This is a genomic window from Sphingomonas oleivorans, assembly GCF_003050615.1.
GTDB lineage: Bacteria > Pseudomonadota > Alphaproteobacteria > Sphingomonadales > Sphingomonadaceae > Sphingomonas_H > Sphingomonas_H oleivorans.
On sequence record NZ_NWBU01000005.1, the window covers coordinates 171,764 to 195,424 of the forward strand.

A 23,661-nucleotide genomic window follows, 5' to 3' on the forward strand; every position below is an offset into this window, starting at 1 on the left:
CGTCACTCGGCGCGACCAATGCCGCGATGACGAAGCTTGCTGGAAGAAGCTCATCCCTCATTGCGAATAAGACTGGGGCGGACAAGCTTGGAAGTAAAGCGCGCATCACCGCTTCGGTGCAGCATAGTCGGCACTGCACGGATCATGAAACGCGTTGGAGCCAATCGGGCGGCCGCTTTCAGGTGGTGCTGATTGTCGCCGGGATCACCGAAATTGGCGCGAAGCTGCCCCGCACGCCGCAAAGGGCTGCTTATGACTCAACAACGGATCCCTAGCAGACCAATAGCCTAGTGCTATGATCTTGTGCTGAGGAATATTGCAGCGGGAGGAGCGCTACTCGTGGATAAGTTCATCTCGTGGCTCGAAGCGCACGATAAGCTGTCGGGGTGGGCGCAATTTTTGGGCGCCATGCTCGCATTGCTCCTAACATATTTCACCGCGTTCGCGCCACTCTGGCGTCGCAGGAGGCAATTGCATCGCGCTGCCTTACGGCTTCTATCGAATGGCTATGAAGCAATCGAAAGCTATCATCGTACGTCCGCGAATTTTTTACCCTTTCCATTGTCTCTTCGCGCAGCAGCTCTAACAATGACGGGAGTGGCAGACGAAATTGACCGCTTCCCAGTTTTCGAGCTTGATGATCAAGGATCTCGTTCAGTTGCACGCTATCTAATCGCAATGGCCATTATTCTTAAGGGATTGGAGCTTTTTCTCGAGCCGATTGCGGCCGAACTTGAGGGGCGAGAGGCTACCGCAGAGGATCAAGTAACAATAAGGACTTTTGTCGGTGAACGGTTGGATTTTGTGCGCGCTATGATGACTGGGGCAGAACTCAAGCGTCCCGAATGGCCCGTCTAGACCTCGTGCAGCAATAGCTTGCTGGATGAGGAAAGTCCGTTTTCAATCACTGGCGCACAGCAGGATCGCCAGCCGACGAGCGGCCGCTTTTTGGGTCTCGCCCCCGTTGAATGGCTGCAATTGGGCGCTGAACTGCCCGACTGAAGTTGGCCGATAGCGGTCCGGCAGCCTCGTGCCAACGCGGTGCAACAGCGGACATATTCCGCGCCTTGTCGTCGATGCGCCCCGCTCACTCCGCCTGCAGCGATTAATTCGGAAAGGAATAGGATCAGCGATCCCGCGGCCTCGGGGAAATGAGGCATTGCCTGTTCATGAGGCGCGACCTCATATTTCGACGTCCCATGTCCGGGCAAAGGAATCCAGTTTCCCCAGAAAATGCTTGCGCCGCTCCTCGGAGATCCAGGCCGCGTTGAAGGCGTTGCGCTCGATGCGAACCAGTTCCTGCTGCGTCAGCGCGCTTTGCGCCTGCGCCCTGACGAGGACCTCGTTCAGATATTCACTGCCCATATAGGCGGGATCGTCCGAGTTGATCGTAACGTTGAGGCCCTGATCGAGCATGCCACGGACGACGTCGATGGGCTGTCCTTCGCTTTTGACCCGGCCCGAGAAGGTCGGGCAGACCGTGAAGAACAGGTCCCGGCGCTTTGCCAGCGCGATCAGTTCCGGCGATTGCAGGATGTTGCCGCCATGGTCGATGCGGTCGACCTTCAGGTCGACGATCGCCTGGCGGATATGGTCCAGCGTGTTCTCCTGGTTGACGTCGCAATGCGCGGTCACCTTCAGCCCCGCGGCGCGCGCCTTGGCGAAATGCGCGGCAAACTTGGCCGGCGGATTGCCCTTCTCGTCCGAATCCAGCCCCACGCCCACAAGATGCTGCTTCATCGGCAGCGCCGCATCCAGCGCCGCCATCGCCGATTCCGCCGAAAGATCGCGCACGAAGCACAGGATCAGCTGCGACTGGATGCCGAACTGCTTTTCCGCATCGGCCCGGGCGCGCGTGATCCCGCCGATCACCGCCTCCATCGGCACGCCGCGCTTCAGATGCTCCTGCGGATCGAAGAACATCTCGGCATAAAGTATGTTCTGCGACGCCGCCTTGGCCAGATAGGCATGGGCAAGGTCATAGAAATCCTCTTCCTGCAGCAGCACCTTCATCCCGTCATAATAGATGGCAAGGAAGCTTGGCAGGTCGTGATAGACATAGCTCCGCCTCATCGCGGCGACATCGGCATAAGGCAGGGTCAGCCCGTTCCGCCGCGCGAGGGCGAATTTCATTTCTGCTTCCAGCGTGCCTTCCAGATGCACATGGAATTCCGCCTTGGGCATTTCGGCGATGAAGCGGGCCATGTCTCCGGGGTGGCGCCCGCCGCGCGCGCGTGGCCGAGCCGCATGAACCGGGAGGGATGACATGGAGCAGAGCAGCGGTGCCCAGAGCGCCGCGTGGATCACATTGCGTCTGTTGAACATGCTCGTCTCCCCCAAGATCTGATGACTGAAAATGCGCCCGGCTGATGTGAAAGGGCTGTCCCAGCGATGCCGGAGGCTAATGTAGCGGTCCCGTAACAGGAATGTCCGGGAGTGGGAATTCATGTCCACCGCTCAGAGCCTGTTCGAGAATGAGGCGGCTGAGGGCTGGCGAGAGATTTTTCGTGCCGGATAGGAGCGGTCGCCGCCGCTGAAAATGCGACAATCTGTCTTCCCGTGACCGCAATCCCACATTAAAGGAACGAAACGGTTTCGTTTCTTTACAAATCCACACCGCGAGCCTGAACGGGATTGCGGACACAAGATGGGATTGAAGATGGGCAGACTTTCCTACTTTGGGGCCCCACGACCCGGTTGGCGTCAAACCATATTATTCGTGCTGGGCGGCCTTATGGCGCTCAGTGGTTTGTGGCTGGCCTATGGCGGGCTCGAACTGGCCAGGCTGGGCGGGAGCTGCTACTATCTGATTGCAGGGGTTGCGATGATCGCAACCGGCATCCTCTACATTTTACGCAAGCCGTCCGGCTCGGCCATTCTGGCGCTCCTCACTCTTTTCACATTCGCCTGGGCCTATCTCGAAGTAGGTTTTTCCTTCTGGGGGCTGGTGCCGCGCATCGCACCGTTCCTGGTGATGGGATTGGTCGGCGGGTTGATCCATCCGTTGACGACGGGTGGTCGCTATCGCGCTATGAGCTTTGCGGTCGCCGGCATTTTCGCCCTGGCCCTGGCGGCGGGGGGCAGCGCCATGTTCAAGCAGCATGGTGTGACCGAGGCCAAGGTTCAGCCGCAGAACGACCGCGTCCTCGTTCAGAACGATGGCAGCCGCAACTGGCAATTTTACGGGAACGAGCCCGATGGGACGCGTTACGCGCCGTTCGATCAAATCAACAAGGACAATGTCAAGGACCTGAAGGTCGCATGGCAGTTCCGCACCGGCGAGATGGCCGTAGGTGCATCGGAATCACAGAATACGCCGATCCAGATCGGCAGCACGGTCTATATCTGCACGCCCTTGTCGAAGGTGATCGCAGTTGATGCGGACACAGGCAAGGAAAAGTGGAAATTCGACCCGAATCCGGGTGATTACAAGACATGGAACCGTTGCCGCGGCGTCGCTTATTATGCGCCGGCGACAGTGAAAGATCCTTACCCGATCGGTGGCGCTACCCCGGCCGCCCTGCCGGCGACGGGTGCCGCTTGCGCGCGCCGCATCGTTCAAGTGACGATGGATGCCCGCCTGATTTCGGTCGACGCCGAAACCGGCAAGCCCTGCGCCGGCTTTGGCAAGGGCGGCACGGTCGACCTCACTGTCGGCCTTGGCGAAGTGAAGTTGAACAACGTCTTTTATTACGCCTATACGTCTCAGCCGACGATCGTCCGCAATCTGATCATTCTGGGCGGCTGGGTGTTCGACGGCCGTTCGACCAACGAACCTTCCGGTGTGATCCGTGCCTTCAGCGCCGACACGGGTGAACTCGTCTGGGCCTGGGATCTCGGCAATCCAGACATCACCAAGCTTCCTCCCGAAGGCGAAACCTACACGCGCTCTACGCCGAACATGTGGTCTCATCCCGCATTCGACGAGAGGCTGGGGCTCGTCTACCTGCCTCTTGGCAACGAGCAGCCCGACTTCTGGGGCGGCAAGCGTCCGGAGCTGACGGACAAATATTCCACATCGGTTGTCGCGCTCGATATCGCCACGGGCCGGGACGTCTGGCATTTCCAGACTGCGCATCATGATATCTGGGACTATGACGTCGCGTCGCAGCCGTCGCTTTATGATTTGCCCGATGGCACGCCGGCCCTGATCATGCCGACGAAGCGTGGCCAGATCTTCATGCTGGACCGCCGCACAGGCAAACCCATCGCCGATGTCGTTGAGAGGAAGGTCCCTCAGGAGGTCGCCGCTGGCGACCGGCTGTCTCCCACGCAGCCTTATTCGGTCGGCATGCCGGCAATCGGCGCCAGGACGCTGACCGAACAGGATATGTGGGGCACCACCTTCTTCGACCAGCTCGCTTGCCGGATCGAGTTCCGCAAGTTGAATTACAAGGGAGAATTCACTGCCCCGCAGCTCAAGCCGACGCTGATCTATCCAGGCTATTATGGCGGTTTCAACTGGGGTGGCGCCTCCGTCGACAAGCAGAATGGCTATTTCTTTGTCAACGATATCCGCATGCCGCAGATCGTAACGCTGCGTGCTCGTGAAGGCATAGATCCGAAGACGCTGGTTTCCGGTCATGGCGTCGGTTCCACCTATCCGATGGACGGCACGCCGTTCGTCATCGATCACAAGGCTTTCAATTCTCCTCTCGGCCTGCCCTGCCTCGCCCCGCCATGGGGCGTGTTTGCAGCGATCGACCTCAAGACGAAACAGCTCGTCTGGGAACGTCCGGCCGGCACGGTCGAAGACATCAGGATGGGCGGGATCCGGGCCGGCGTGACGGTTCCGATCGGGATGCCCACACTCGGCGGCGGCTTCACCACTGCTTCCGGTCTTATCTTTTATTCCGGGACCCAGGACTATTATCTCCGCGCCATGGATATCGCGACTGGAGAAGAACTCTGGAAAACGCGGCTTCCAGTCGGTAGTCAGGCAACTCCGATGACTTACGTCTCACCGAAAACCGGTCGACAATATATTGTCGTCGTTGCCGGTGGCGCGCGTCAGTCGCCTGATCGTGGAGACTATGTCATAGCCTTCGCTCTACCTCAGAAAGAATAGCCAAATGATGGAATCGCGTCGTCCTGTCTCTCCCAAAGTTCCCCGCGGTGAGGCAAGACGGCGCGAATTGCTGTTGGAGGCCGCGCGCATTCTCCTGCGTGACGGCCTCGACGGTGCAAGCATGGATAGCATCGCGGCGGAGGCCGGGGCGTCCAAGGCAACGCTCTACCGCCATTTCGGCGATCGTACCGGGCTTGTGGTTGCAGTGGTGCATCATCTTTGCAACGCATTCGTCAGCGACGTCGTCCAAGATCCGCCGCCGGACGCCGACCTTCACGATGCGCTCAAAATCATTCTGTCCCAGCTCATTCAGGTGCTGGCAAAGCCGCAGCATCCGGATTTTTTCAGGCTGATCGTCTCCGGTACGAAACTCGACCCGGCAATCGGCCGTGCATGGCATCAGCATGGGCCTATGATGTGGCAAAGGATGCTCCGCGATGTTTTCGAGCGCCAGCGTGCACTTGGCCGAATTTCCGCAAATGCGGACTATTCGCAATATCCCGAACTATTGTTCAATGCCGTGTTCACCGAAGCGATTGTAAGAACCGTCATCCTCGACAAGGACGGAATTGTTTCGGACGAAAGCACAGGCCACCTCGATACCTTGCTGCATCTTATTATCGGCAATATTTCTTCGAATTGCCAATAGACCCGGCCTCAGAGGGGGAGGATCGTCCGGATCGCCCGAGGCGAACGGCCGTAGCGTTGCTTGATCGAACGCGAGAAATGCGCAGCTGTCTGATAGCCGCAGCGGAAGGCGATTTCCTCGACGCCCAGATCTGTTTGTCTCAGCAGCGCAAGCCCGGCCTCCGCCCGCCTTTTCCACAGATAGGATATCGGCGTCTCGCCCAAATGCTTTCGGAACAAGGAGATCAGATATTTGCCGTTGAGATTGCCGAGCCTGGCAAGGCTTTCGAGATCCCATTCTTCGCCATATCGCTCCTCGATCGCCTTTTTGACCATGGCGACCGGCCGGGGCAGCGCGGCCGACGCAGCGGAACCACCGGAAGCGCAGCGGATATATTCTGCGAAGATCGCCGAACCCAAAGCATCGCGCGCCTGAGCCGCATAGTCATGCTGTTGCGGCATCGACCAGGCGTCATGCTGCACCAGCTGCGTTGCGCTCCTGAACAGATTTTCGAGGCTGCCCATCATCGGCAGCGCGGGGGGAAGGCGATGCATCCACGCCCATTCGGGATCGCCAAAGTCGGTCGGAGAAAAGTGGCACCACATGGTGCGCGTACGCCTTTCGCGGGGCAGCGAAACCTCCAGCCGCTCGCGATAGGCCTGGAAGCTGATGGCCGGCGCTTCCACATGACGCGCCTCGCCGTCCACGACAAAGCGAATGGCGCCTTCCAGAATGATCGATACCTCGGCGCGCTGATCGCGATAGGCGACATGATAGACGCCCGTCTCGTTGCTTCCCTCGTGAAATGTGAAGCGGTGCCGCTGCGCGAAAAGGTCCATCGTTTCTCCGCCACCATGGCTGGCCGATCATATGGCAGGCCCGACTTTCCTATCCAGCGATCCCTGGCCATGTCCATCGGCGAATAGTCCCTGCCCTGCGCCAAGAAACCAAACAGAGCCGGATGCCCGGCAATAACGAGCGCGGCTCTCCGAATTGCGGGCCGAATTGCAGGCCGAATTGCGGGCAACTCTTCCAACCCCTGGATATTCCGGCCCGGACCTCCGCTGCCTATTCTGCTTCGGCGCATGGCGAGGGTTCGACACGGGGCGAAGGCCGGGCGGCGCGGCATTTGTCCGTCCGCTCCCCGCCTCGACCAAACAGGATCGCGGAAAGGAATCTTCATGTTTCATCTGGGCTGGTTCGTCTATGAAGCGATCCAGGGGTGGGGATCGCCGGAATTCGATCCGGCCTATGGCTGGTCCACGCCGCGGCTGCACCAGGATATGGCCCGGAAGCTCGAAGGGGCCGGGTTCGACTTCATCCTGCTCGAGGATCTGAGCGCAATTCCCGACATTTATGGCGCCAGTCGCGCGGTCTATCTGCGCGAGGCGGTCCATGCCCCCAAATTCGATCCCGCCGTCATGGCCGGTTTCATGGCCGCGGCGACGTCGCGGATCGGCATCATCCCCACGCTGACCACGAGCTTCTATCCGCCCTTCCTCCTGTCCCGGCTGACCCAGACGCTCGACCTCATGTCGGGAGGGCGGATCGGCTGGAATATCGTGACCTCCTCAAGCGAGCTGGCCGCCCGCAACTTCGGCATGCCCGGCCTTCCGGAGCATGACGAGCGTTACGATATCGCCGATGAATATGTGGAATTGTGCAAGGCGCTCTGGCGTTCATGGGAGCCCGGGGCCGTCCTGGCCGACACCATCACCGGGGTCTTCGCCGATCAGGACAAGGTGCATGCGGTGGATTTCAGCGGAGCGCATTATTCCGTGCTCGGCCCGCTCAACGTTCCGCCATCACCGCAGGGAAGACCGGTCCTCGCTCAGGCCGGCAGCTCTCCCCGGGGACGCCGCTTCGCCGCGCGCCATGCCGACATCGTGCTTACCCCGGTCAACCATCCGCCCGCGATCAAGGCGTTTCGCGACGACATTCGCCGCCTCGCGGCGGAGGAAGGGCGGGATCCGGATAGTGTAAAGGTGATGGCGCTGGCCTTTCCGCATATCTGCCGGGACAAGAAGGAAGTGGAGCAATTCCGGGCCTATCTGCAGGCCGTGCCTGACCGGCGCGTCCTTGCCTGGTTGGCGCAGCTGAGTGCGATCACGGGGATCGACATGGCGCGCTTCGACCTCGACGAACCGCTGCCTGCAGATGTCGACACAAATGGCAGCAAGGGAACGCTCGACTGGTTGCGCAGCGGAAATGCGACCGTCCGGCAGATGGCGCTTCGCCTCGCCCGCCTCACGCCCGACACGCCGATGATCGGCACGGCGGAGCAGGTCGCAGCCGAAATGGAAGAGGTGATGGCGCAGGTGGGAGGGGACGGCTTTCTGATTGCCGGGCCGCTTACCCCCGCGAATGTCGGCCGCGCGACGGAGTTGCTGGTTCCGGCGCTGCGTCGGCGCGGGCTCGTCCGCGATGGATATCGGCACGACACATTGAAAAGCCACCTTCTGGAATATTGAGATGGCTCCATGCCTGCCTGCTCTCCAGCATGACCGCGCCAGCCGTCCCATGAACGAAAGGCAGCTTTCGATACCATGTCCGCAGGCCCGGAACGTCCGGCAGGGGCGCTCAAGCGATGTTGACCATGCGTCAGTCAGATCTATTCATCCCGCCCGGATCTCTCTGGAACGCCAGCCGGCTGGTCTGCCACGCTATCCCGCGCGGAACGCGCGGCGTGGGCGCCGCCGGCTCAAGTCACGCCCGAACTCCAAACTTGCCGAGGGGGCCATTCAGAGATCGGGGGGCACCCTTTCGAATAGAGCCAGCTTCCGCTCTCCCGCACAGATGATGTCTTCGCTGTCCACCCGGCAGATGTCGCCCGTATAGGCGTCTCGAACGTCCGTTCCCTCGGCGAAGATCCCGCCTGCCGGTGTCCGGGTGAAGGGCGTCGAGGCGGAATATGCGACCACGACGGCGTCGGACTGGGCGGCCGTATCCAGGCGCCGCGCAAAGACGTAGGGCGTGCGCGAGAGTTCGAGGTGGCGACCAACGCCGACTGCGGGGTGGTCGGCGCGAAAGCGGCCAAGGCGGCGCCAGTGCTCCAGACTTGCCTGTCCGTCGGCGGTATTGAGAGCGTCCCAGTTCATTGGCGTGCGCAGCCGCGCGTCCCCGGTAGCGCCCAGGGCGACCAGCGGCCTGTTGAGTTCGTCGCCATAGTAAATCTGCGCGGCGCCGGGCGCGAGCATCAGCTTGATCGCGTTTTCGAACGCCTTCTCCCGTTCGGGATCGAGCGGGGCGGGATCATCGTGGGAGGAGATGTAGTTCAGCATGCCGCGACCCGCGAACGGTCCCTCAAAGTCAGAAGCGTAGCGTGCGAACAGCTCCGGCATCGGCTCCCGCGCGTGGCTGACGAAGCCCATGTTGATCAACGCGTCGAAGCCATAATCGAAGAAGTCGACGCGCCGGTCGCCATAGTTGTAGTCGCGATCGATCCCGCGTTCGAAGTCGTCTAGCCCGAAGTTGAACACCTCTCCGACCATGTAGAAGTCATGTTCTTCGGCGAGCGCTGAGGGATGGCGCGCCTTCCAATCGGTGTAGGCGAGCCGCGCTTCTGCGCCCAGGGCGGCCCACACCTGCGGGTCCACATGCTTGGCGGTGTCCACCCGGAAACCGTCGACACCATACTCCCGAACCCAGTCGGTCAGCCACTTGATCATGTAGTACTGTGGCGCGCGCGGATGGCCCGTCCGCGCGAAGAAGGCGTCGAGCTCGGCGACCTCGCGATCAAGACGGCCTTCGGCGCGCCACTTCTCCACCAGGAATGGCGGCAACGCTACGGAGGCCTCGCTGTCGGTGCGAATGTCCGGAAGACCAGGCGCGATGAGGCAGCTGGTCGTGCCGGTGAACGTCGCGAAATCGCACGGTGGCGTGGATCGCACCCAGCTTTCGGGCCAGGCCGGATCATCGCCGCCGACAGGCGGCCCGGCATGATTGACGATCACATCCACGATCACGCGGATGTTCTGAGCGTGCGCGAGACGGACCATTTCGGCGAAGTTCGCCTCTGTCCCGAACGCCTGGTCGATGGTTGTCCAATCCTTGGGCCAGTAGCCGTGGAAGGCGTAGGAGCGGCCGTATTCCTGCTGCGGCTGCCGCACCTGCTCAATCAGCGGCGTCGTCCAGATCGCCGTGACGCCAAGGTCACGAAAATAGCCGTCTTCAAGCTTGTCGATGACCCCTTGGATATCGCCCCCTTCGAACGAGCGCAGCGCATCGCCATCCTTCAACCGTCCATAGGCGGCGTCGTTGGAGGCATCGCCGTTCGCGAAACGATCCGTCATCAGAAAATAGATCGTGGCGTTGCCCCAGAAGGGATCGATCTCCGCAGCCCGACTGACGGGCGCCCCGGCCAGCATCAAGCCGGCGATCAACATGCTCGAACAAAACCCGTGACGCATCATCGGCCTCCCTCCCTTTGACCCGACGCTACTTTTCGTAGAAGAATCTTGCAAGCGAACGTGGGTTGCCAATGCGGCGGCGAGATGCCGCCTTCGCAATAACAGGCCTTCAAAGGCTTTTACCGGGGAGGATAGCGATTGCAAAAAAATGCAAAGACGCAGGCGCGTGCTGTGGAGCTTCCCGCCTTGACGGCGCTCAGAGGCGTCGCCGCATTGGGCGTCGTCCTGTTTCACATCGACGTTTGCCTGTTCTATCGCGAGATGGGGACACTTCTGCCGAAGACGGCCAGCGGCCTGATCGCGAACGGCTACCTCTGGGTCGACCTGTTCTTCATCCTCAGCGGCTACGTCATCCATCACGCTTACGGAGAGCGCCTGTCTCCGGGTTGCCGTTGGTCGAGCGCCGCTGACTTCTATCGCGCGCGGTTTCTCAGGATTTATCCGCTTCACCTCATCCTCACCGCCCTGCTGGTGGTCGCGGTGCTGATCGCCGGCGCGCTTTGGCCGGCGCTGAAGGATGGCAGTTGGGTGATCTTCTTTGCGTGGTCGGCCTTGCCGAGCAACCTGCTGCTGACCCACGCGCTGAACCAGCACAGCTATCTGTCGTGGAATATCGTGTCCTGGTCCATCGGCGCTGAATGGTGGTGCTACGCCGCGGCGCTCATCGTCATCCCCCTGATGGCCCGCTTTCGTCGCCGATCAGGCGGGATTTGCATCGGCCTGGGCGCCGCGGTCCTCGCCGGTCTGTTTTTCGTCCTGGGCCGCGATACGCTGGACATCACGTACGATTTCGGGGTCGTCCGGTGCCTCGGCGGATTTCTGATCGGCTTGGGTCTTTACCAGGTCTGTCGCGTCGGTCGGCCGCTTCAGGCCCGCGCCGCAGACGGGCTCACGCTGGCGGCCGTCGCCGGGCTTGTGCTAATAATGCACTTCGATGCGTCGGACCTTTTGGCGATCCCGCTCTTCGCCATTCTGGTGATGTCGTTGAGCGCATCGGGCGGACGGGTTCACCGGCTGCTCGCCGCCCCCGTGCCGCGATACCTCGGCCGGATCTCCTATTCGATCTATCTGGTCCACGGCCTGGTCTTTCTGGCGTTCTGGTACGCGGCGCCGGCGCTCGGTTGGCGCTTTGGGACTCCTGCGGAAGCGTGGCTGTTCGCCGCGGCGTTTCTCGTCCTGACGATATCCGGCGCGGCGATATCCTATCGATTCATCGAGCTCCCGGCGCAGCGGCTGGCCCGGACGGCGCCGCTCGCGGAGGACGTGAACGCGGGAGAGATTACGGTTGCGCGCGCCTGTCTCAAGGCAGCGCCGTTCCGAGCGAAGGGGGAAGAGCCTCGTCTGTAAACGGCCCGCCGCCTTCGGCCGTCGAACATCGACGACTGGCCGTTGGCGGGCGCCATCGGGGTCATAGGCATCGCTAGGTCTTAGGTCTGAATGCCGGCTGCATGCGGAAGTCCGCATTCAGCGCGGTGCTGACCTGGTTCGCGCTCAACCGACCGTCGGCTTTGGCTCGGAAGCGATCACTCGAACCAACCGGATCGGATGTCCGCTTTCAGGCGAGTAGCTAATGACCGCTCCTGGGCGCGAAGCGCGATCACCGGCACCGCAGCTCCGCAATGTCCGCTCTTTCCGGAAGCGGGCGTTGCGGTCCGCCGACGGGAATGGCTGACAAGGTGACAGGGACCGGACCCGGTCGAACGATTGCTCCATGAACCAACGTCCGGAAGCACGGATTTCTGCCCGAAAGGAGCCGGCCCGCTATTGGCCGACTGGGTTGAGCTCAGCCTGCCGCGGGTGATGGAAAAATGGAATGCAGCCCGAGCAGAACGGCACTGCCAGCTTCTTCTTCGCAGCGAGGCTTGCCGTCCGTCGCGGCTCAATCAGCTCGCTTCATTCGCCGCTGTTAGCCGGATGCAGCCCGTCCGCTTAGGATCTCAAAACGCGCGTAAGCTGCCGTTTATTCATCTGTGCGCTGGTGACCAGCCCGACTTACGCCACTGAGAGCGGCATCCGCGATCGTCGGATGCTTGTAGGTCCAGCAGCTTTCCTCGTCCTCGCTGACGAAGGTGAATAACTATAACGGGATGGGACCGGCTCGCCGTGGAAGCCAGGCCCCTTTGCATTCAGCCGGCACAGGATGATGATAAAGTGTCGTACTGAGCAAGGCTCTGTGCAGAACGTTGCACGAACACTGGTGGTGCGGCTATGGTTCCGGTGACGAAGCTGTTACGATATTGGGGGATTGGTGCCGACACTGGATTGGATGACGCGCGGGGAGGATGTGCGCGCGGCGGCGGCGGTGCCGTATCGGTTGTTGGAGGCGATGCCCGATCTAGACGGCGGCGATGGGGATGCCGCCAACATGTTGATCCAGGGCGACAATCTCGACGCACTCAAGGCGCTGCTCCCCTATTACAAGGGTGCGGTCAAGTGCATCTACATCGATCCGCCGTACAATACGCGATCGGCGTTTGAGCATTACGACGACAATCTGGAGCACAGCCAGTGGCTGGCGATGATTTATCCGCGCCTTGTGCTGCTGCGCGACCTGCTGGCGGAGGACGGCAGCATCTGGGTGTCGATTGACGACAATGAGGGGCATTACCTCAAGGTCGTGATGGACGAGGTGTTTGGGCGGCGAAACTTTCTGGCCGAGATTATCTGGCAAAAGCGCACTTCTCGGGAGAATCGAGCTGCCATCGGCTTGGCCCACGATGCGATCCTTGCGTACGGCAAAATGCCCGCAGTCGAATGGAAAGCGGTACGAAACAAGCTGCCGCCGAACCTGAACGGGTTCTCAAATCCTGATGCCGATCCGCGAGGTCCATGGCGATCAATTCCATTCTCAGCCCAAGGATATCGGCCAAATCAAATGTACGTGATTGATGGCCCGAATGGAGAACGCCATGAACCTCCTCGAGGTCGCTGCTGGGGGGCGACCGAAGAAGTTTTCCGACGGTATGAAGCCGAGAACCGAGTGTATTTTCCTCGAGATGGTGCCGGTCGCCCGCGCATTAAGCAATTTGCCGGTGAAGAGGCCGGATTGGTTCCAATGTCGCTTTGGTTGGCCGAAGACGTTGGAACCAATGAAGAATCGAAGCGCGAAATTCTACGCCTGTTTGAGGATGAGACGCCGTTCGGCACCCCTAAGCCTGAACGGCTCATGCAACGCATCCTGCACATCGCCAGCAATCCCGGCGATCTCGTGCTCGACAGCTTTCTCGGCTCGGGCACGACGGCGGCCGTCGCGCACAAGATGGGACGGCAGTGGATCGGCATCGAGATGGGCGATCATGCGGTCAGCCACTGCAAGCCGCGCCTCGATAAGGTGATAGCCGGCGAACAGGGCGGCGTCTCCGAAGCGGTCGGTTGGAACGGCGGCGGCGGCTATCGCTTCTACCGCCTCGGTGCGCCTGTCTTCGAGGCCGACGGCCATATTGCCGACGACATCCGCTTCTCCACGCTGGCCGCGCATATCTGGTTCAGCGAAACCGGCACCCCTTTCACCGCCGCAGCCGACAGCCCGGTGCTCGGCACCCATGACGGCATGACTTATGCGCTGCTGTACAACGGCATATTGGGCGATCGGTCGGTCAGCGGCGGCAATGTCCTGACCACCGCGCTGCTCGATCGCTTGCGGGCCGAGAGCGGATGGGACGGCCCGATGACCGTCTATGGCGAGTGGTGCAAGCTCGGCGCGGCGCGCCTCGCCGAAGCCGACGTGACCTTCAAACAAACGCCATATGATGTGAGAGCGCGCTGATGGAACTCAAGCCCTATCAGCGCCGCGCGCTCGATGCGCTCCGCACCTTCCTCGACCAGGCGGCGATCCGTCCGCACGCGCAGGCCTATGCCGCCGCCTGCGCAGTAGGCGAGCCGGGGGCCTATCAGGCCGCCTACCGGCCGCTCGCCGGCCTACCGGACGTGCCCTATTGTTGCCTGCGCCTACCAACTGGCGGCGGCAAGACGCTGCTCGCCGCGCGCGCGATCGGCATCGCGCGCGATGCCTTTCTCGACCGGCGCTTTCCGGTGGTGCTGTGGCTCGTCACCTCGACCACCATCGCCGAACAGACGCTCGGCGCGCTCAAAAAGCCGACGCATCCCTATCGTCAGGCACTGGAGGCCGCCTTCGGCGGCGCGGTGCGGGTGCTGGGCATCGACGAGCGCCGCCAGCTTCGCCCGCAGGACATGATGGACGCCGCAACCGTGATCGTCGCCACCGTGCAGGCGTTCCGCGTCAACAACGTCGCCGACCGCAACGTCTATCGCGACGATGAAGAGCTGGAGGCGCACTTCGTCCAGCTCGCCTCGGGCGCCGACCTCGCCCGGCACGAGGAGGGCGCGCGGCGGGGTAAGCCGATCGCCAGCTTCGCTAATCTGCTCAAGCTGCACCGCCCGCTCATCATCGTCGATGAGGCGCACAACTTTACTTCGACGCTGTCCGGCGAGACGATCCAGCGCATCGCCCCCGCCGCCGTGGTGGAGTTCACCGCAACACCGGTGCGCTCCAACGTCATTGTCTCGGCGACCGCCGCCGAGCTGAAGGCGGCCGACATGATCAAGCTGCCGATTCACCTGTCGCAGCACGGGAGCTGGCAGGCGGCGATCGCCCATGCGGTCGACAACCGCGCCTGGCTGGACCGGATCGCAGCGAAGGACGGCGGCGGCATCCGTCCGATCGTGCTCTACCAGGCGCAGCCCGCCCGCGAGGGCGCCGAGGCTACGGTGGAGGTGGTGAAGCGCCACCTGATCGATGATTGCCGTATTCCTGAGGACCGCATCGCGGTCGCGACGGGCAACCAGCGCGAACTCGACGATGTCGACCTGTTTGACGCCACCTGCAAGATCGAGCATGTCATCACCGTCGACGCACTGAAGGAAGGCTGGGACTGCTCCTTCGCTTATGTCTTCTGTTCCCTCGCCAGCATCCGCAGCGGCGGCGCGGTGGAGCAGCTGCTGGGGCGTGTGCTTCGAATGCCCTTTGCGACGCGCCGCTCGTCGGAAGAGCTGAACCGCGCCTATGCCCATGTGTCCGAGCGCAACTTCTTCGAGGCGGCCGAAGGGCTGAAGGACCGGCTGACCGCGATGGGCTTCGACGAGCGCACCGCGCTCGAGGCAATCGTCGAACAGCCCGAGACCTTCGACTGGCGCGAGGACGCGACGCTGTTCACCCGCCCTGAGCTGCCGGTGCTGCGGGTGCAGGAGCGGCCGGACCAGAGTAACTGGACGCCCGAGATGGTGGCCGCCACCCGCATCGCCGACGACGGCGCGGGCGGCGTCGCGATCACCTTCGACACGAGTGCGCCCGATGAGGTGCTGCGCGAGGTGGCGACCGCGGTAACGACGCCCGCGACGACGCCGATGGCGGCGGTGGAGGCGTTCATTGCCCGCCGTGCGGCAACGCTGTCGCCTGCCGAGCAAGGCGAGGTGCTGACGGTGCCACGCCTCGCCATCGAGCGGGATGGTCAGCTTGAGATCGTCTTTCCCGAGACGCTGGTGGACGTGGGCGGTTGGGACCTGCGGCAGGTCGACACCTCACTCCCCGGCTTTGCGCTGACCGAGCGGCCCGACACGTTTGAGATGGACGTGGACGGCGACCAGGTCGTCTACAGCCGCATCGACGCGCATGCCGAACTGGCGCTTGACGACGCGACTGACTGGGACGTGGCGGCGCTGTCACGTTGGCTCGACCGCACCACCCGACAGCGCGACGTCGCGCAGCCGATCTTCCTCGAATATTGCCGCCGCGTCGTGGAGGACGTGGCAGAGCATATCCCGCTCGCTCAACTGGTCCGCAGCAAATACGCGCTCCGCCGCGCGATCAACGCGCGCGTCCAGCAACTGCGACGCGAAGCAGGGACGCATGGCGTGCAGCTGCTGCTCGGTGACATCGCGCCGGTCCTAGGGCTGGGCGAGAACGGGTTTAGCTTCTCAAAGGCTGGCTACGACCCGCGCAACCCCTATGTCGGCCCGTGGCGGCCGAACAAGCATCTGTTCTCGCAGGTGGGTGACCTAAAGCACGGCGGCGAAGAATGGATGGCAGCGGTCGCCATCGACGACCATCCTCAAGTCCATCGTTGGGTCCGCAACGTTGACCGCACACCCTGGTCCTATTGGTTGCCGACATCGACCGATCGCTTCTACCCCGACTTCGTCGCCGAACTGAAGGACGGACGGACCCTCCTGATCGAATATAAGGGCGCGCACCTGACCAACGATCCCGATAGTGCCGAAAAGTGCAACATCGGCGCGCGATTGCAAGAGATCAGCCGCGGGGCGGTGGTGTTCCTGTGGGCCGAACTGGACCGAAGCGGCGGCGTATCGCGCCAGATCGACGCGGCGATCGGCTGACGGTCGCGCATGAACGCGGGGGCGAAACATTGGCAAAACTGAACCGCAAGCAGATCCATGACCGCGCACGCGCGACGCTGGAAGCACATCCCGGCGGAATGCGCTGGGCGGACATCCTGAAGATCATTCACGCGAACGATCCCGAGACGCCGGCGAACAGCATTCAAGGCGCACTCCATATTCTGTTTCAAACCGCCGACGACATCGTGAAGATCGCGCGCGGCACGTACCAACTGGCTAAGTTCGTTGACGCCGACGCCGCCGACGCGATGGCCGCCGAGGAGGCGATCGCATCGGCGCCCGTCGACGCCGATATCAGCGGAACCGCGTCAGGCCCCGTCGCCGAGCAGGACTTCTACGCCAGTTTCGCCAAATGGCTGGAAGAAAATGACGAGGCGACTGTGGCCGGCTCTCTGGGTGGCAGCAGCCTCGGCGGGAAATGGGGCACCCCCGACGTGATGGGCGTCCTAAAGCCGCGCGCGCAAGACATGTTCAAGTTCGAGCCTCAAATCGTCACCGCCGAGATCAAGGCGACGCCCAGCCAACCCGTGGTGGCCTTCGGTCAAGCGGTTGCCTATCGCCTGTTTTCGCACAAGAGCTACATCGTCGTGCCCCGCACCACGACGAGCGATGATATGAACCGGCTGAAGTCGCTGTGCAGCATCCACGGAGTTGGACTAGTGGTCTTCACACTCAACAAGGACGAGCCGGATTACAACGTCATCGTGCTGCCGGCACTCGCCAGTCCGGACATGTTCTACGTCAACAGCATGCTTGATCGGCTGAAGAGCAGCGAACCTAAGCTGTTGAACAAGCTGTTTTGATGGCGGTGTCTGGCCGATTCTTGCCTGTCCGCTGTTGAGCAGGCACGCTCAGTAAGCGGACGCTCGGCAGGTAGGACCAAATGAACGATATTCTCGCAGGATATGCGGCAGCGGCGACGCCCGAACTGATCGCCCGTTTCAATGCCCTCTCTCCGTCAGAACTATACGCGCCAGTCTTTGATCTCCTACCGACTAGCCCGGCTCGGGTCGCCGATATCGGGACCGGAATCGGTCGGGACGCAGCCTGGTTTGCACAGCAAGGTCATGAGGTCTTGGCGGTCGAGCCCGTCAAAGAGCTTCGCGAAGCGGGAGAAGCGTTGCATGGCTCTGTCAATATCGAATGGCTAGATGACCGACTTCCCGAACTTGCAACGGCCCAAACGCGCGATCCGTTCGACTTGGTGACCCTATGCGCGGTCTGGCAGCATCTCGACGACAATGCCCGACGGGTTGCCATGGTGAACCTCGCGCGAATGACAGCGATAGGTGGCATGTTGATCATGTCGCTTCGACATGGTCCGGGTGCATCCGATCGCCGTGTGTTTCCGGTTTTGCCAGAAGAGACGATCAAGACAGCGAGCCGATTGGGCTTCGATCTTACACGACGGTCGGAGGCTGACTCGGTGCAGCCCGATAACCAAGCGAGGGGCGTCCGCTGGACTTGGCTCGCTCTGAGCAAGGTCTGCTAAAGAGCAGCGCCTGCAAACAGCACTATGGCAACCATGGGTCGCGAGCCGTCGCTCACCAAGAAGATGAACGAGCGGCAACTTTCGGGAAATCCGCCGGCCCATTTGAACGGCAAAAATTGGCGCGAAGCGGAATCACCGGCACCGCAGCTCCGCAATGTCCGCTCTTTCCGGAAGCGGGCGTTGCGGTCCGCCGACGGGAATGGCTGACAAGGTGACAGGGACCGGACCCGGTCGAACGATTGCTCCATGAACGAACGTCCGGAAGCACGGATTTCTGCCCGAAAGGAGCCGGCCCGCTACTGGCCGATGCCGTTGAAAAAGTCCGCTCGTGGCAGCCGCAGCGCCTGCCCGGGGAAGTCCCTTCGATCGACGATCGGTTCAGCTTCGTCCGTTGAGCCTGCGCAAGAGCCGGGTAAGCTGTTCCAGCTCAGCGTCCCGCCATTGCTCGATACATGTTCGAAAGAGACTGCCTTTGCGGTCGATCGCTTCGGCGACCTTTGCCCGGCCCGTATCTGCAAGGCCATATAGGATGCTTCGGCCATCTGCAGGATCTGGCTGGGCTTCGATCAGGCCAAGCTTGCGCAGATCCTTCGTCAATCTGCTGACCACGCTTCTGTCCATGGCCACAGCGTCGGCGATCCGGCTCGCCTGGGCGGGGCCGAATGAATGCAGCCACTGCAGAATCTGAAATGCCGCACCGGACACCGGCGGCTGAAAATTTTCCGCAGCCTCCGCCGTGACGGCGCGTGACGCGCTGATCAGCGCGTTCAGTTCGTCCCCCAGCTTCCGGACGATCGTCTCACGGCGCGTCATCGCCCGAGGTCGCGTCTCATCCGGCTTGTCGCTCCCGTCCATCCTTGTCCCGATCATGATAATGATCGACAAAAGTCAATCATGTTCATAGAGGTTGATGGACTTTTATCCACTATTCCGGCGGTGAGCAACCATGCCTGACCTGAAGACGATCGTGATGACCGGAGCCACCAATGGCATCGGCCGCATAGCCGCCGCCGCGCTCGCCGGCCCGGGCGTTCGCCTGATCCTGATCGCCCGCAGCGAAGCGAAGGCGGAGGCTATGCGCGCCGATCTGCTGCGGTCCGCCCCTGACATGCAGATCGACCTTTTCCATGCCGACTTCACCGGGCTGGGCACCGTTGCAGCCGCGGCCGAAGCGATTGCCGCGCAATATGAGCGCATCGATGTGCTGATCAATAATGCAGGCCTCCATGCATTCGAGCAGCGCGTCACCGAAGACGGCTTTTCCGAAATGATTTCGGTGAACTATCTGGCCCCCTGGCTGCTGACGGCGATCTTGTGCCGGCGTCTCGTCACATCCGCGCCATCTCGTATCGTGACCGTGGCGTCCGAAGCCTCCCGTCGCGCCCACGGCGTGAATCCTGGCGTTGACCTCCATGACACCGCCGCCTTCACGCGCTTTGGCTCCTCGACGATCTACGGTAGGACCAAATTGATGAACATCATGTTCTCGATGGAACTGGCCCGCCGGCTTGGGGGGAAGGGTGTGGCGGTCAATTGCCTCGATCCCGGATTCAACGTCACGGGATTGGGACGAGAGCTGCCATTCGCAGCGCTGCTCGAGCGGCTGCTCGGCTTCCTGCGCATTGGCGACCCGCGTCGCGGCGCGGGGATCATCGTGCGGCTCGCCACGGATCCGGCATTTGCAGAGCTGTCCGGAGGCTATTTTTCGGTCAGGGACGCCGCACCGCTCGTGCCCGTCGCGCCCGGCGGAGACATCGACGCGCAGCAGGCGCTATGGGCGATCACCAGCAAGAGCCTCGAACGATATTATGCTGGCCTTCGGGAATGCCCCCATTTGAGCGCGCCTGGCTGAGGCCGGAACGCGCATCATTTGCATTTCATTCGTGCATAGGCCGCCATGGCATCCGGACAAAAGAAGAGGGCCGGCATCGCTGCCGTGCCCTCTCCTCTATTCCGCAGAAGGATCAGAAGCCGAAGACGACGCCGACGACTGCCTGATTATTCTTGAGATCGGACTCATAATTGACGTGGTTCAGCTCGAAGCGGAGCGACGTGCTGTCGGTGATGCCCGTCTCGACGCCGCCGCCGAAACGGATGCCGTCACCCCAGGCGCTGCCGAATCCTTCGGCGCCCACCTTGCTGCGCTGATAGCCGATGCGGCCATAGATGCCGGTCGTGTCCTGGATGCGGTAGCCGGCGCGCGCGCTGACGCCCCAACCCCACTTCGCCTCGAAGCCCTGCGCGTCGGCGGTGTTCAGGTCGATATTGGCTTCCGCGCCAACGAATGCACGCCCCAGCGGCAGATCATAACCAAGAAATGCGGTCCCGCCGACACCGTCAGCACCGATCCCTTCAAACTCTCCTGAGCCGTTCACATTGTCGAGCGTCGCGCCGCCGCCAATGAAGGGGCCGTTAAAGTCCGAAGCTTGCGCTGCCGTGGCCGCACCTGCAACTGCGACGGCTGCGATCAATACTTTCTTAAACATCTATAATCCTTACAACGCGTACTGTTACGCTACATTCCCGTTCGGGAGAGCGCGAGATAAGTATGACATTACGGTTACACAACGGCGAATGATCATCGTGCGACAGAGCCACGGCGCGCGTTGCAAATATGTCACATTGGTCATGCTTGCCCTTCCCGTCGCGCTACGCGCAGGGACGTTGTCAGACCAGCCAAGCGCATGGCCAATGCGCGCGTCCACAGGGAAGAGGAGGCGTCAAAAGGATCCGCGAACGCCGAATTCGGCGCGGCGTGCGTAGCGTTCGTAGAACACCGCAAACCGCTTATCGCTTGCGTAGCGGTGGAAATCCTCCTCGGTCAGATTGGAGAGATCGAGATAGATCGAAATGAAGCGGTTGATCTTGTAGCTTGCGCTGAAATCGACAAATCCCGTCGCTGCGGTGGTGGTCGTCGTGTTGACCGGACCGCAAATCGCGCAGTCCACGAACTTCCCGCGATAGGCATAGGACAAGCGGGCGCTGATCGCCCCCTTTTCATAGAAGCCGGACAGGTTGAAGGTGTGCCGCGACACGCCGTCGAGATCGCGTTCGACCTCAGTGCCGTCGAGCAGGGTCAGCCTCGATCTGGTATCGGCGAATGTATAATTTGCGGTCGCGCCGAAGCCGCTCGGCAAGACATGCTGCATCGCGACCTCGGCCCCGATCAGCTCGGCCGTGTCGCCGTTGATCGGACGGATCACCGTTCCCGGAAAGCCGGCGATCATCGTGTTGAAGATGCCCGCGGCGACGAAGCCGTCGATGCTTTTATAGAAGCCGGCGAGCGAGGCCGAGGAGCCCTGGCCGCCATACCATTCGAGCGAAAGATCGAGAGAGTCGGACTTGATCGCGCGAAGCTTGGGATCGCCATTCTGGCCGATGAGCGGCGGATTGCTCCTGACCTCATAATTGACGTCGAGGCCGAGCTGCGAGAGCGTCGGCCGCGTGATCGCCTTGGAAGCCGCGGCGCGCAGCTGCAGATTGTCGCGAATGCGCCAGGTGACGTTCGCCGACGGCAGCCAATTGCCATAGACATTGCCGCCGGTAACGGGCTGGATAGGCGAAAATACCGGTTCGAAATTATTGTTGCCGATGGGCGTCAGCGAAAGAAGCTGCTGTTCGCTGCCCGTCACATCGACATTGGTTTCGACATAGCGGACGCCGATATTGGCATCGATGGCGTTGCTCTTCAGGTTGAGCTGGACATAGCCGCCATATTGATCTTCCTTCACGATGCTCGATGCGCGCGGCACCAGCGTCGCCCTTGTATTGGCATCGAAATAGGCCTGGCCATTGGCCCTGATCGCCGCTTCGAATATCCGCAATGCGTCGATCGCGGGCCATTTATTGTCGATGCCGACGATTCCCGAACGATAGCCGTCGCCATTGGGGAAGGGTATGACGGCCACGACCCCGACCGAGCCCAGCGTGGTGGTGAAACCGCCATGCGCGTTTTCATTGGGGGAATCGTAGATTTCCTTGCGCTTCTTGCGGCTGGAATAGAAGCCGCCATAATCGATCGAGACGGCAAGATCGCCCAGGCTGCCGGGCGCATAGCTGAAATCGAGCCGTGACGAAAAGGCGTCGTCCTTAACGAGCTCGCCCTTCTGCTCCATCAGATTGAGCGCAATCTCGTCATTCGTGATGCTGTAGCAGCTACGGCCATCGGGAAGCGTGCAGGTCACGTTCGGCGCGCGTCCGGTCGCTTCGAAACTATAATTGCCGCCGGTGACCCCCGAGACCGTATAATAATCCTCCCCGCGGTTCGGGCGGCTGGACCGCGATACGGCCAGGTCGAGCTTGACGGTGAAGTCGTCGAACGCATCCCAGGCCGTGTTCCAGCCGAACTGATAGGTCTTCACCTTGCGCGACTTGACGTCCGTTCCGAATTCGACCGGGATATTGGTCACATCGAATTTTGTGAGGAAATATTTATTCTGCCCCGGCCCAGGCCAGTCTTCATAAGTGGCATTCTCGTAACGCGCCCATGCCTCGTTCGCGAAAAAATTGACGATATAGTTCGCCGCCTGTTCGGGCGTGTCATAATAGGAATAGAAAGCGTCGATCTTTGTGCGGAAACTGTCGGCCGGCTGCCATTCGACGCCGCCGACCAGGCTCCAGCGTTTGCGCGGGCCGTTCTTGACCTGATAGGACATGATGCCCGGAAATGCCGCGCGGCCGATCCCCGGCCCGCAAAATTCGGTCGGCGTGCGGCAGCCCGAGCCGTCGGCCTGCAGCACCTCCGTGCTGCGCGCGAAGCTTTCGAACGTGTCCGAACGCCATTGCCGCTTATAATAATAGACGCCCGCAAAGACGCCCAGACTGTTGTCGGCGAAGCTGTTGCTGACCGCGCCGCCGAAGCGCGGCGTCAGCTTGTCGGTCGATTCATCATATAAGCCACCGACATTGCCCGAAAAATGGAAGCCGGGCCGTGCCAGCGGATTGATCGTCGTCAGCTCGACCAGGCCGCCGATGCTGCCATCCGTCAGCGATGCCGAGGGCGATTTGTAGACCGTCGCGCTCGCCAGCACTTCGGCCGGGAGTATATCATAGCTGAAGTCCCGGCCGGCGCCGTCGGTCGTGATCACGCGTCCGTTGAAGGTGGTGAGATTGAACTGGCTGCCAAGGCCGCGGATCGCCACGAAGCGCCCCTCGCCTCCCGTATTGCGTGCGATCTGGACGCCCGTCACGCGCTGGAGCGCGTCGGCGATGTTCGCGTCGGGAAACTTGCCGATATCCTCGGCACTGATCGAATCCGACACGACGCCCGCATTCCGCTTCAATTCGGCCGCGCGCTGAAGACTGGCGCGAACGCCGGTGACGATGATCTCGTCGGGCTGAGGCTCGTCGCTTGCCGGATCGCTTGCCGGGGCGGCTTGATCGGCGCGCGATGCGGCTCGCTCATCCTGCGGCGTCGCGCCTTCCCGGGGCGCTGTCGGCGGGGCTGCGGTCTGCGCGGTGGCGAGCGTGCCGAACGAGCAGCCGGCAGCAAATATGGCAAGCTTGACGGGCATTTTCATGGTCAAACCTCTCCTGAAACGCGCCTTGTCTGGATGGCGCTTGGAGATTGGATACGCCTTTTGCCGGCAACCAACAATTGCAGCAAAACCAGTGCAAAAAGATTGCCGTCATCGCAGGAATTGGCGGCAGCGCGCCGCGGATCATGGAATTGAGCCCTGCGGGGAAGCAT

At 61.7% G+C, this 23,661-nt stretch carries 17 protein-coding genes; 11 read left to right on the plus strand and 6 right to left on the minus strand.

From position 1 onward, the window contains the following. The first annotated feature begins 26 nt into the window (after window positions 1-26). Window positions 27-275 carry a hypothetical protein gene (locus tag CLG96_RS18670; protein WP_165799555.1) on the plus strand — a complete coding sequence of 83 codons (249 nt, stop codon included), beginning with the start codon at window positions 27-29 and terminating at the stop codon, window positions 273-275. Window positions 276-339: 64 nt separating this feature from the next. After that, the gene (locus CLG96_RS06280; RefSeq protein WP_107967022.1) at window positions 340-858 is read left to right on the plus strand and encodes a hypothetical protein; all 519 of its coding nucleotides are present in this window, start codon (window positions 340-342) and stop codon (window positions 856-858) included. Window positions 859-1,182: 324 nt separating this feature from the next. On the opposite strand, the gene add is transcribed toward CLG96_RS06280, so the two are convergent. Next, window positions 1,183-2,325, minus strand: coding sequence for an adenosine deaminase (gene add, locus CLG96_RS06285; protein ID WP_243395653.1), 1,143 nt, complete (start codon window positions 2,323-2,325; stop codon window positions 1,183-1,185). A gap of 334 nt (window positions 2,326-2,659) precedes the next feature. Between add and CLG96_RS06290 the strand changes: the two genes are divergently transcribed. After that, window positions 2,660-5,068, plus strand: coding sequence for a membrane-bound PQQ-dependent dehydrogenase, glucose/quinate/shikimate family (locus CLG96_RS06290; protein WP_107967267.1), 2,409 nt, complete (start codon window positions 2,660-2,662; stop codon window positions 5,066-5,068). A gap of 4 nt (window positions 5,069-5,072) precedes the next feature. Next, window positions 5,073-5,717 carry a TetR/AcrR family transcriptional regulator gene (locus tag CLG96_RS06295; protein WP_107967023.1) on the plus strand — a complete coding sequence of 215 codons (645 nt, stop codon included), beginning with the start codon at window positions 5,073-5,075 and terminating at the stop codon, window positions 5,715-5,717. A gap of 8 nt (window positions 5,718-5,725) precedes the next feature. Here the strand turns inward: CLG96_RS06295 and CLG96_RS06300 are convergent, their stop codons facing one another. Further along, window positions 5,726-6,535, minus strand: coding sequence for a helix-turn-helix transcriptional regulator (locus tag CLG96_RS06300; RefSeq protein WP_107967024.1), 810 nt, complete (start codon window positions 6,533-6,535; stop codon window positions 5,726-5,728). A gap of 342 nt (window positions 6,536-6,877) precedes the next feature. Between CLG96_RS06300 and CLG96_RS06305 the strand changes: the two genes are divergently transcribed. Continuing rightward, complete coding sequence (locus tag CLG96_RS06305) at window positions 6,878-8,167, plus strand: NtaA/DmoA family FMN-dependent monooxygenase (RefSeq protein WP_165799556.1); 1,290 nt, start codon at window positions 6,878-6,880, stop codon at window positions 8,165-8,167. Window positions 8,168-8,437: 270 nt separating this feature from the next. Here the strand turns inward: CLG96_RS06305 and CLG96_RS06310 are convergent, their stop codons facing one another. Beyond that, a complete protein-coding gene (locus CLG96_RS06310) occupies window positions 8,438-10,108 on the minus strand; it encodes an alpha-amylase family glycosyl hydrolase (RefSeq protein ID WP_107967026.1) in 1,671 nt (556 codons plus the stop codon). 183 nt (window positions 10,109-10,291) lie between these two features. Here CLG96_RS06310 and CLG96_RS06315 point away from each other — a divergent pair, with 183 nt between their 5' ends. The 5 genes from CLG96_RS06315 to CLG96_RS06335 all read left to right on the plus strand — a co-directional run bounded on the left by CLG96_RS06315 (window position 10,292) and on the right by CLG96_RS06335 (window position 17,972). Further along, window positions 10,292-11,452 carry an acyltransferase family protein gene (locus CLG96_RS06315; protein WP_165799557.1) on the plus strand — a complete coding sequence of 387 codons (1,161 nt, stop codon included), beginning with the start codon at window positions 10,292-10,294 and terminating at the stop codon, window positions 11,450-11,452. A 919-nt stretch (window positions 11,453-12,371) separates the two neighbouring features. Continuing rightward, on the plus strand, window positions 12,372-13,871 hold the full coding sequence (locus tag CLG96_RS06320; RefSeq protein WP_207796610.1) for a site-specific DNA-methyltransferase: 1,500 nt from the start codon (window positions 12,372-12,374) through the stop codon (window positions 13,869-13,871). Continuing rightward, window positions 13,871-16,459, plus strand: a complete 2,589-nt coding sequence (locus CLG96_RS06325; protein ID WP_107967028.1) for a DEAD/DEAH box helicase — start codon at window positions 13,871-13,873, stop codon at window positions 16,457-16,459. Before CLG96_RS06320 ends, CLG96_RS06325 begins: the two co-directional genes overlap by 1 nt. A 29-nt stretch (window positions 16,460-16,488) precedes the next feature. After that, entirely contained in the window at window positions 16,489-17,283 is a 795-nt protein-coding gene (locus CLG96_RS06330; protein WP_107967269.1) for a hypothetical protein, read from the plus strand. 80 nt (window positions 17,284-17,363) lie between these two features. Next, window positions 17,364-17,972, plus strand: a complete 609-nt coding sequence (locus CLG96_RS06335) for a class I SAM-dependent methyltransferase (protein ID WP_107967029.1) — start codon at window positions 17,364-17,366, stop codon at window positions 17,970-17,972. Between the two features lie 378 nt (window positions 17,973-18,350). Here CLG96_RS06335 and CLG96_RS06340 read toward each other — a convergent pair whose 3' ends face one another. Next, the gene (locus CLG96_RS06340; RefSeq protein ID WP_207796611.1) at window positions 18,351-18,857 is read right to left on the minus strand and encodes a MarR family winged helix-turn-helix transcriptional regulator; all 507 of its coding nucleotides are present in this window, start codon (window positions 18,855-18,857) and stop codon (window positions 18,351-18,353) included. Window positions 18,858-18,918: 61 nt separating this feature from the next. Between CLG96_RS06340 and CLG96_RS06345 the strand changes: the two genes are divergently transcribed. Beyond that, window positions 18,919-19,824 (plus strand): SDR family NAD(P)-dependent oxidoreductase, encoded by a 906-nt coding sequence (locus tag CLG96_RS06345; protein ID WP_107967030.1) that lies wholly within the window; start codon window positions 18,919-18,921, stop codon window positions 19,822-19,824. A 112-nt stretch (window positions 19,825-19,936) separates the two neighbouring features. On the opposite strand, the gene CLG96_RS06350 is transcribed toward CLG96_RS06345, so the two are convergent. After that, window positions 19,937-20,458 carry an outer membrane protein gene (locus tag CLG96_RS06350; RefSeq protein ID WP_107967031.1) on the minus strand — a complete coding sequence of 174 codons (522 nt, stop codon included), beginning with the start codon at window positions 20,456-20,458 and terminating at the stop codon, window positions 19,937-19,939. Window positions 20,459-20,692: 234 nt separating this feature from the next. Continuing rightward, the gene (locus tag CLG96_RS06355; protein ID WP_107967032.1) at window positions 20,693-23,491 is read right to left on the minus strand and encodes a TonB-dependent receptor; all 2,799 of its coding nucleotides are present in this window, start codon (window positions 23,489-23,491) and stop codon (window positions 20,693-20,695) included. Window positions 23,492-23,661 lie beyond the last annotated feature (170 nt).

Bases quoted from the DNA above. Each gene is read 5' to 3' on its own strand.
- CLG96_RS18670 (WP_165799555.1), top strand. From the start codon at position 27: ATGACGAAGCTTGCTGGAAGAAGCTCATCCCTCATTGCGAATAAGACT.
- add (WP_243395653.1), bottom strand. From the start codon at position 2,325: ATGTTCAACAGACGCAATGTGATCCACGCGGCGCTCTGGGCACCGCTG.
- CLG96_RS06290 (WP_107967267.1), top strand. From the start codon at position 2,660: ATGGGCAGACTTTCCTACTTTGGGGCCCCACGACCCGGTTGGCGTCAA.
- CLG96_RS06295 (WP_107967023.1), top strand. From the start codon at position 5,073: ATGATGGAATCGCGTCGTCCTGTCTCTCCCAAAGTTCCCCGCGGTGAG.
- CLG96_RS06300 (WP_107967024.1), bottom strand. From the start codon at position 6,535: ATGGACCTTTTCGCGCAGCGGCACCGCTTCACATTTCACGAGGGAAGC.
- CLG96_RS06305 (WP_165799556.1), top strand. From the start codon at position 6,878: ATGTTTCATCTGGGCTGGTTCGTCTATGAAGCGATCCAGGGGTGGGGA.
- CLG96_RS06310 (WP_107967026.1), bottom strand. From the start codon at position 10,108: ATGATGCGTCACGGGTTTTGTTCGAGCATGTTGATCGCCGGCTTGATG.
- CLG96_RS06320 (WP_207796610.1), top strand. From the start codon at position 12,372: ATGACGCGCGGGGAGGATGTGCGCGCGGCGGCGGCGGTGCCGTATCGG.
- CLG96_RS06325 (WP_107967028.1), top strand. From the start codon at position 13,871: ATGGAACTCAAGCCCTATCAGCGCCGCGCGCTCGATGCGCTCCGCACC.
- CLG96_RS06335 (WP_107967029.1), top strand. From the start codon at position 17,364: ATGAACGATATTCTCGCAGGATATGCGGCAGCGGCGACGCCCGAACTG.
- CLG96_RS06345 (WP_107967030.1), top strand. From the start codon at position 18,919: ATGCCTGACCTGAAGACGATCGTGATGACCGGAGCCACCAATGGCATC.
- CLG96_RS06350 (WP_107967031.1), bottom strand. From the start codon at position 20,458: ATGTTTAAGAAAGTATTGATCGCAGCCGTCGCAGTTGCAGGTGCGGCC.
- CLG96_RS06355 (WP_107967032.1), bottom strand. From the start codon at position 23,491: ATGAAAATGCCCGTCAAGCTTGCCATATTTGCTGCCGGCTGCTCGTTC.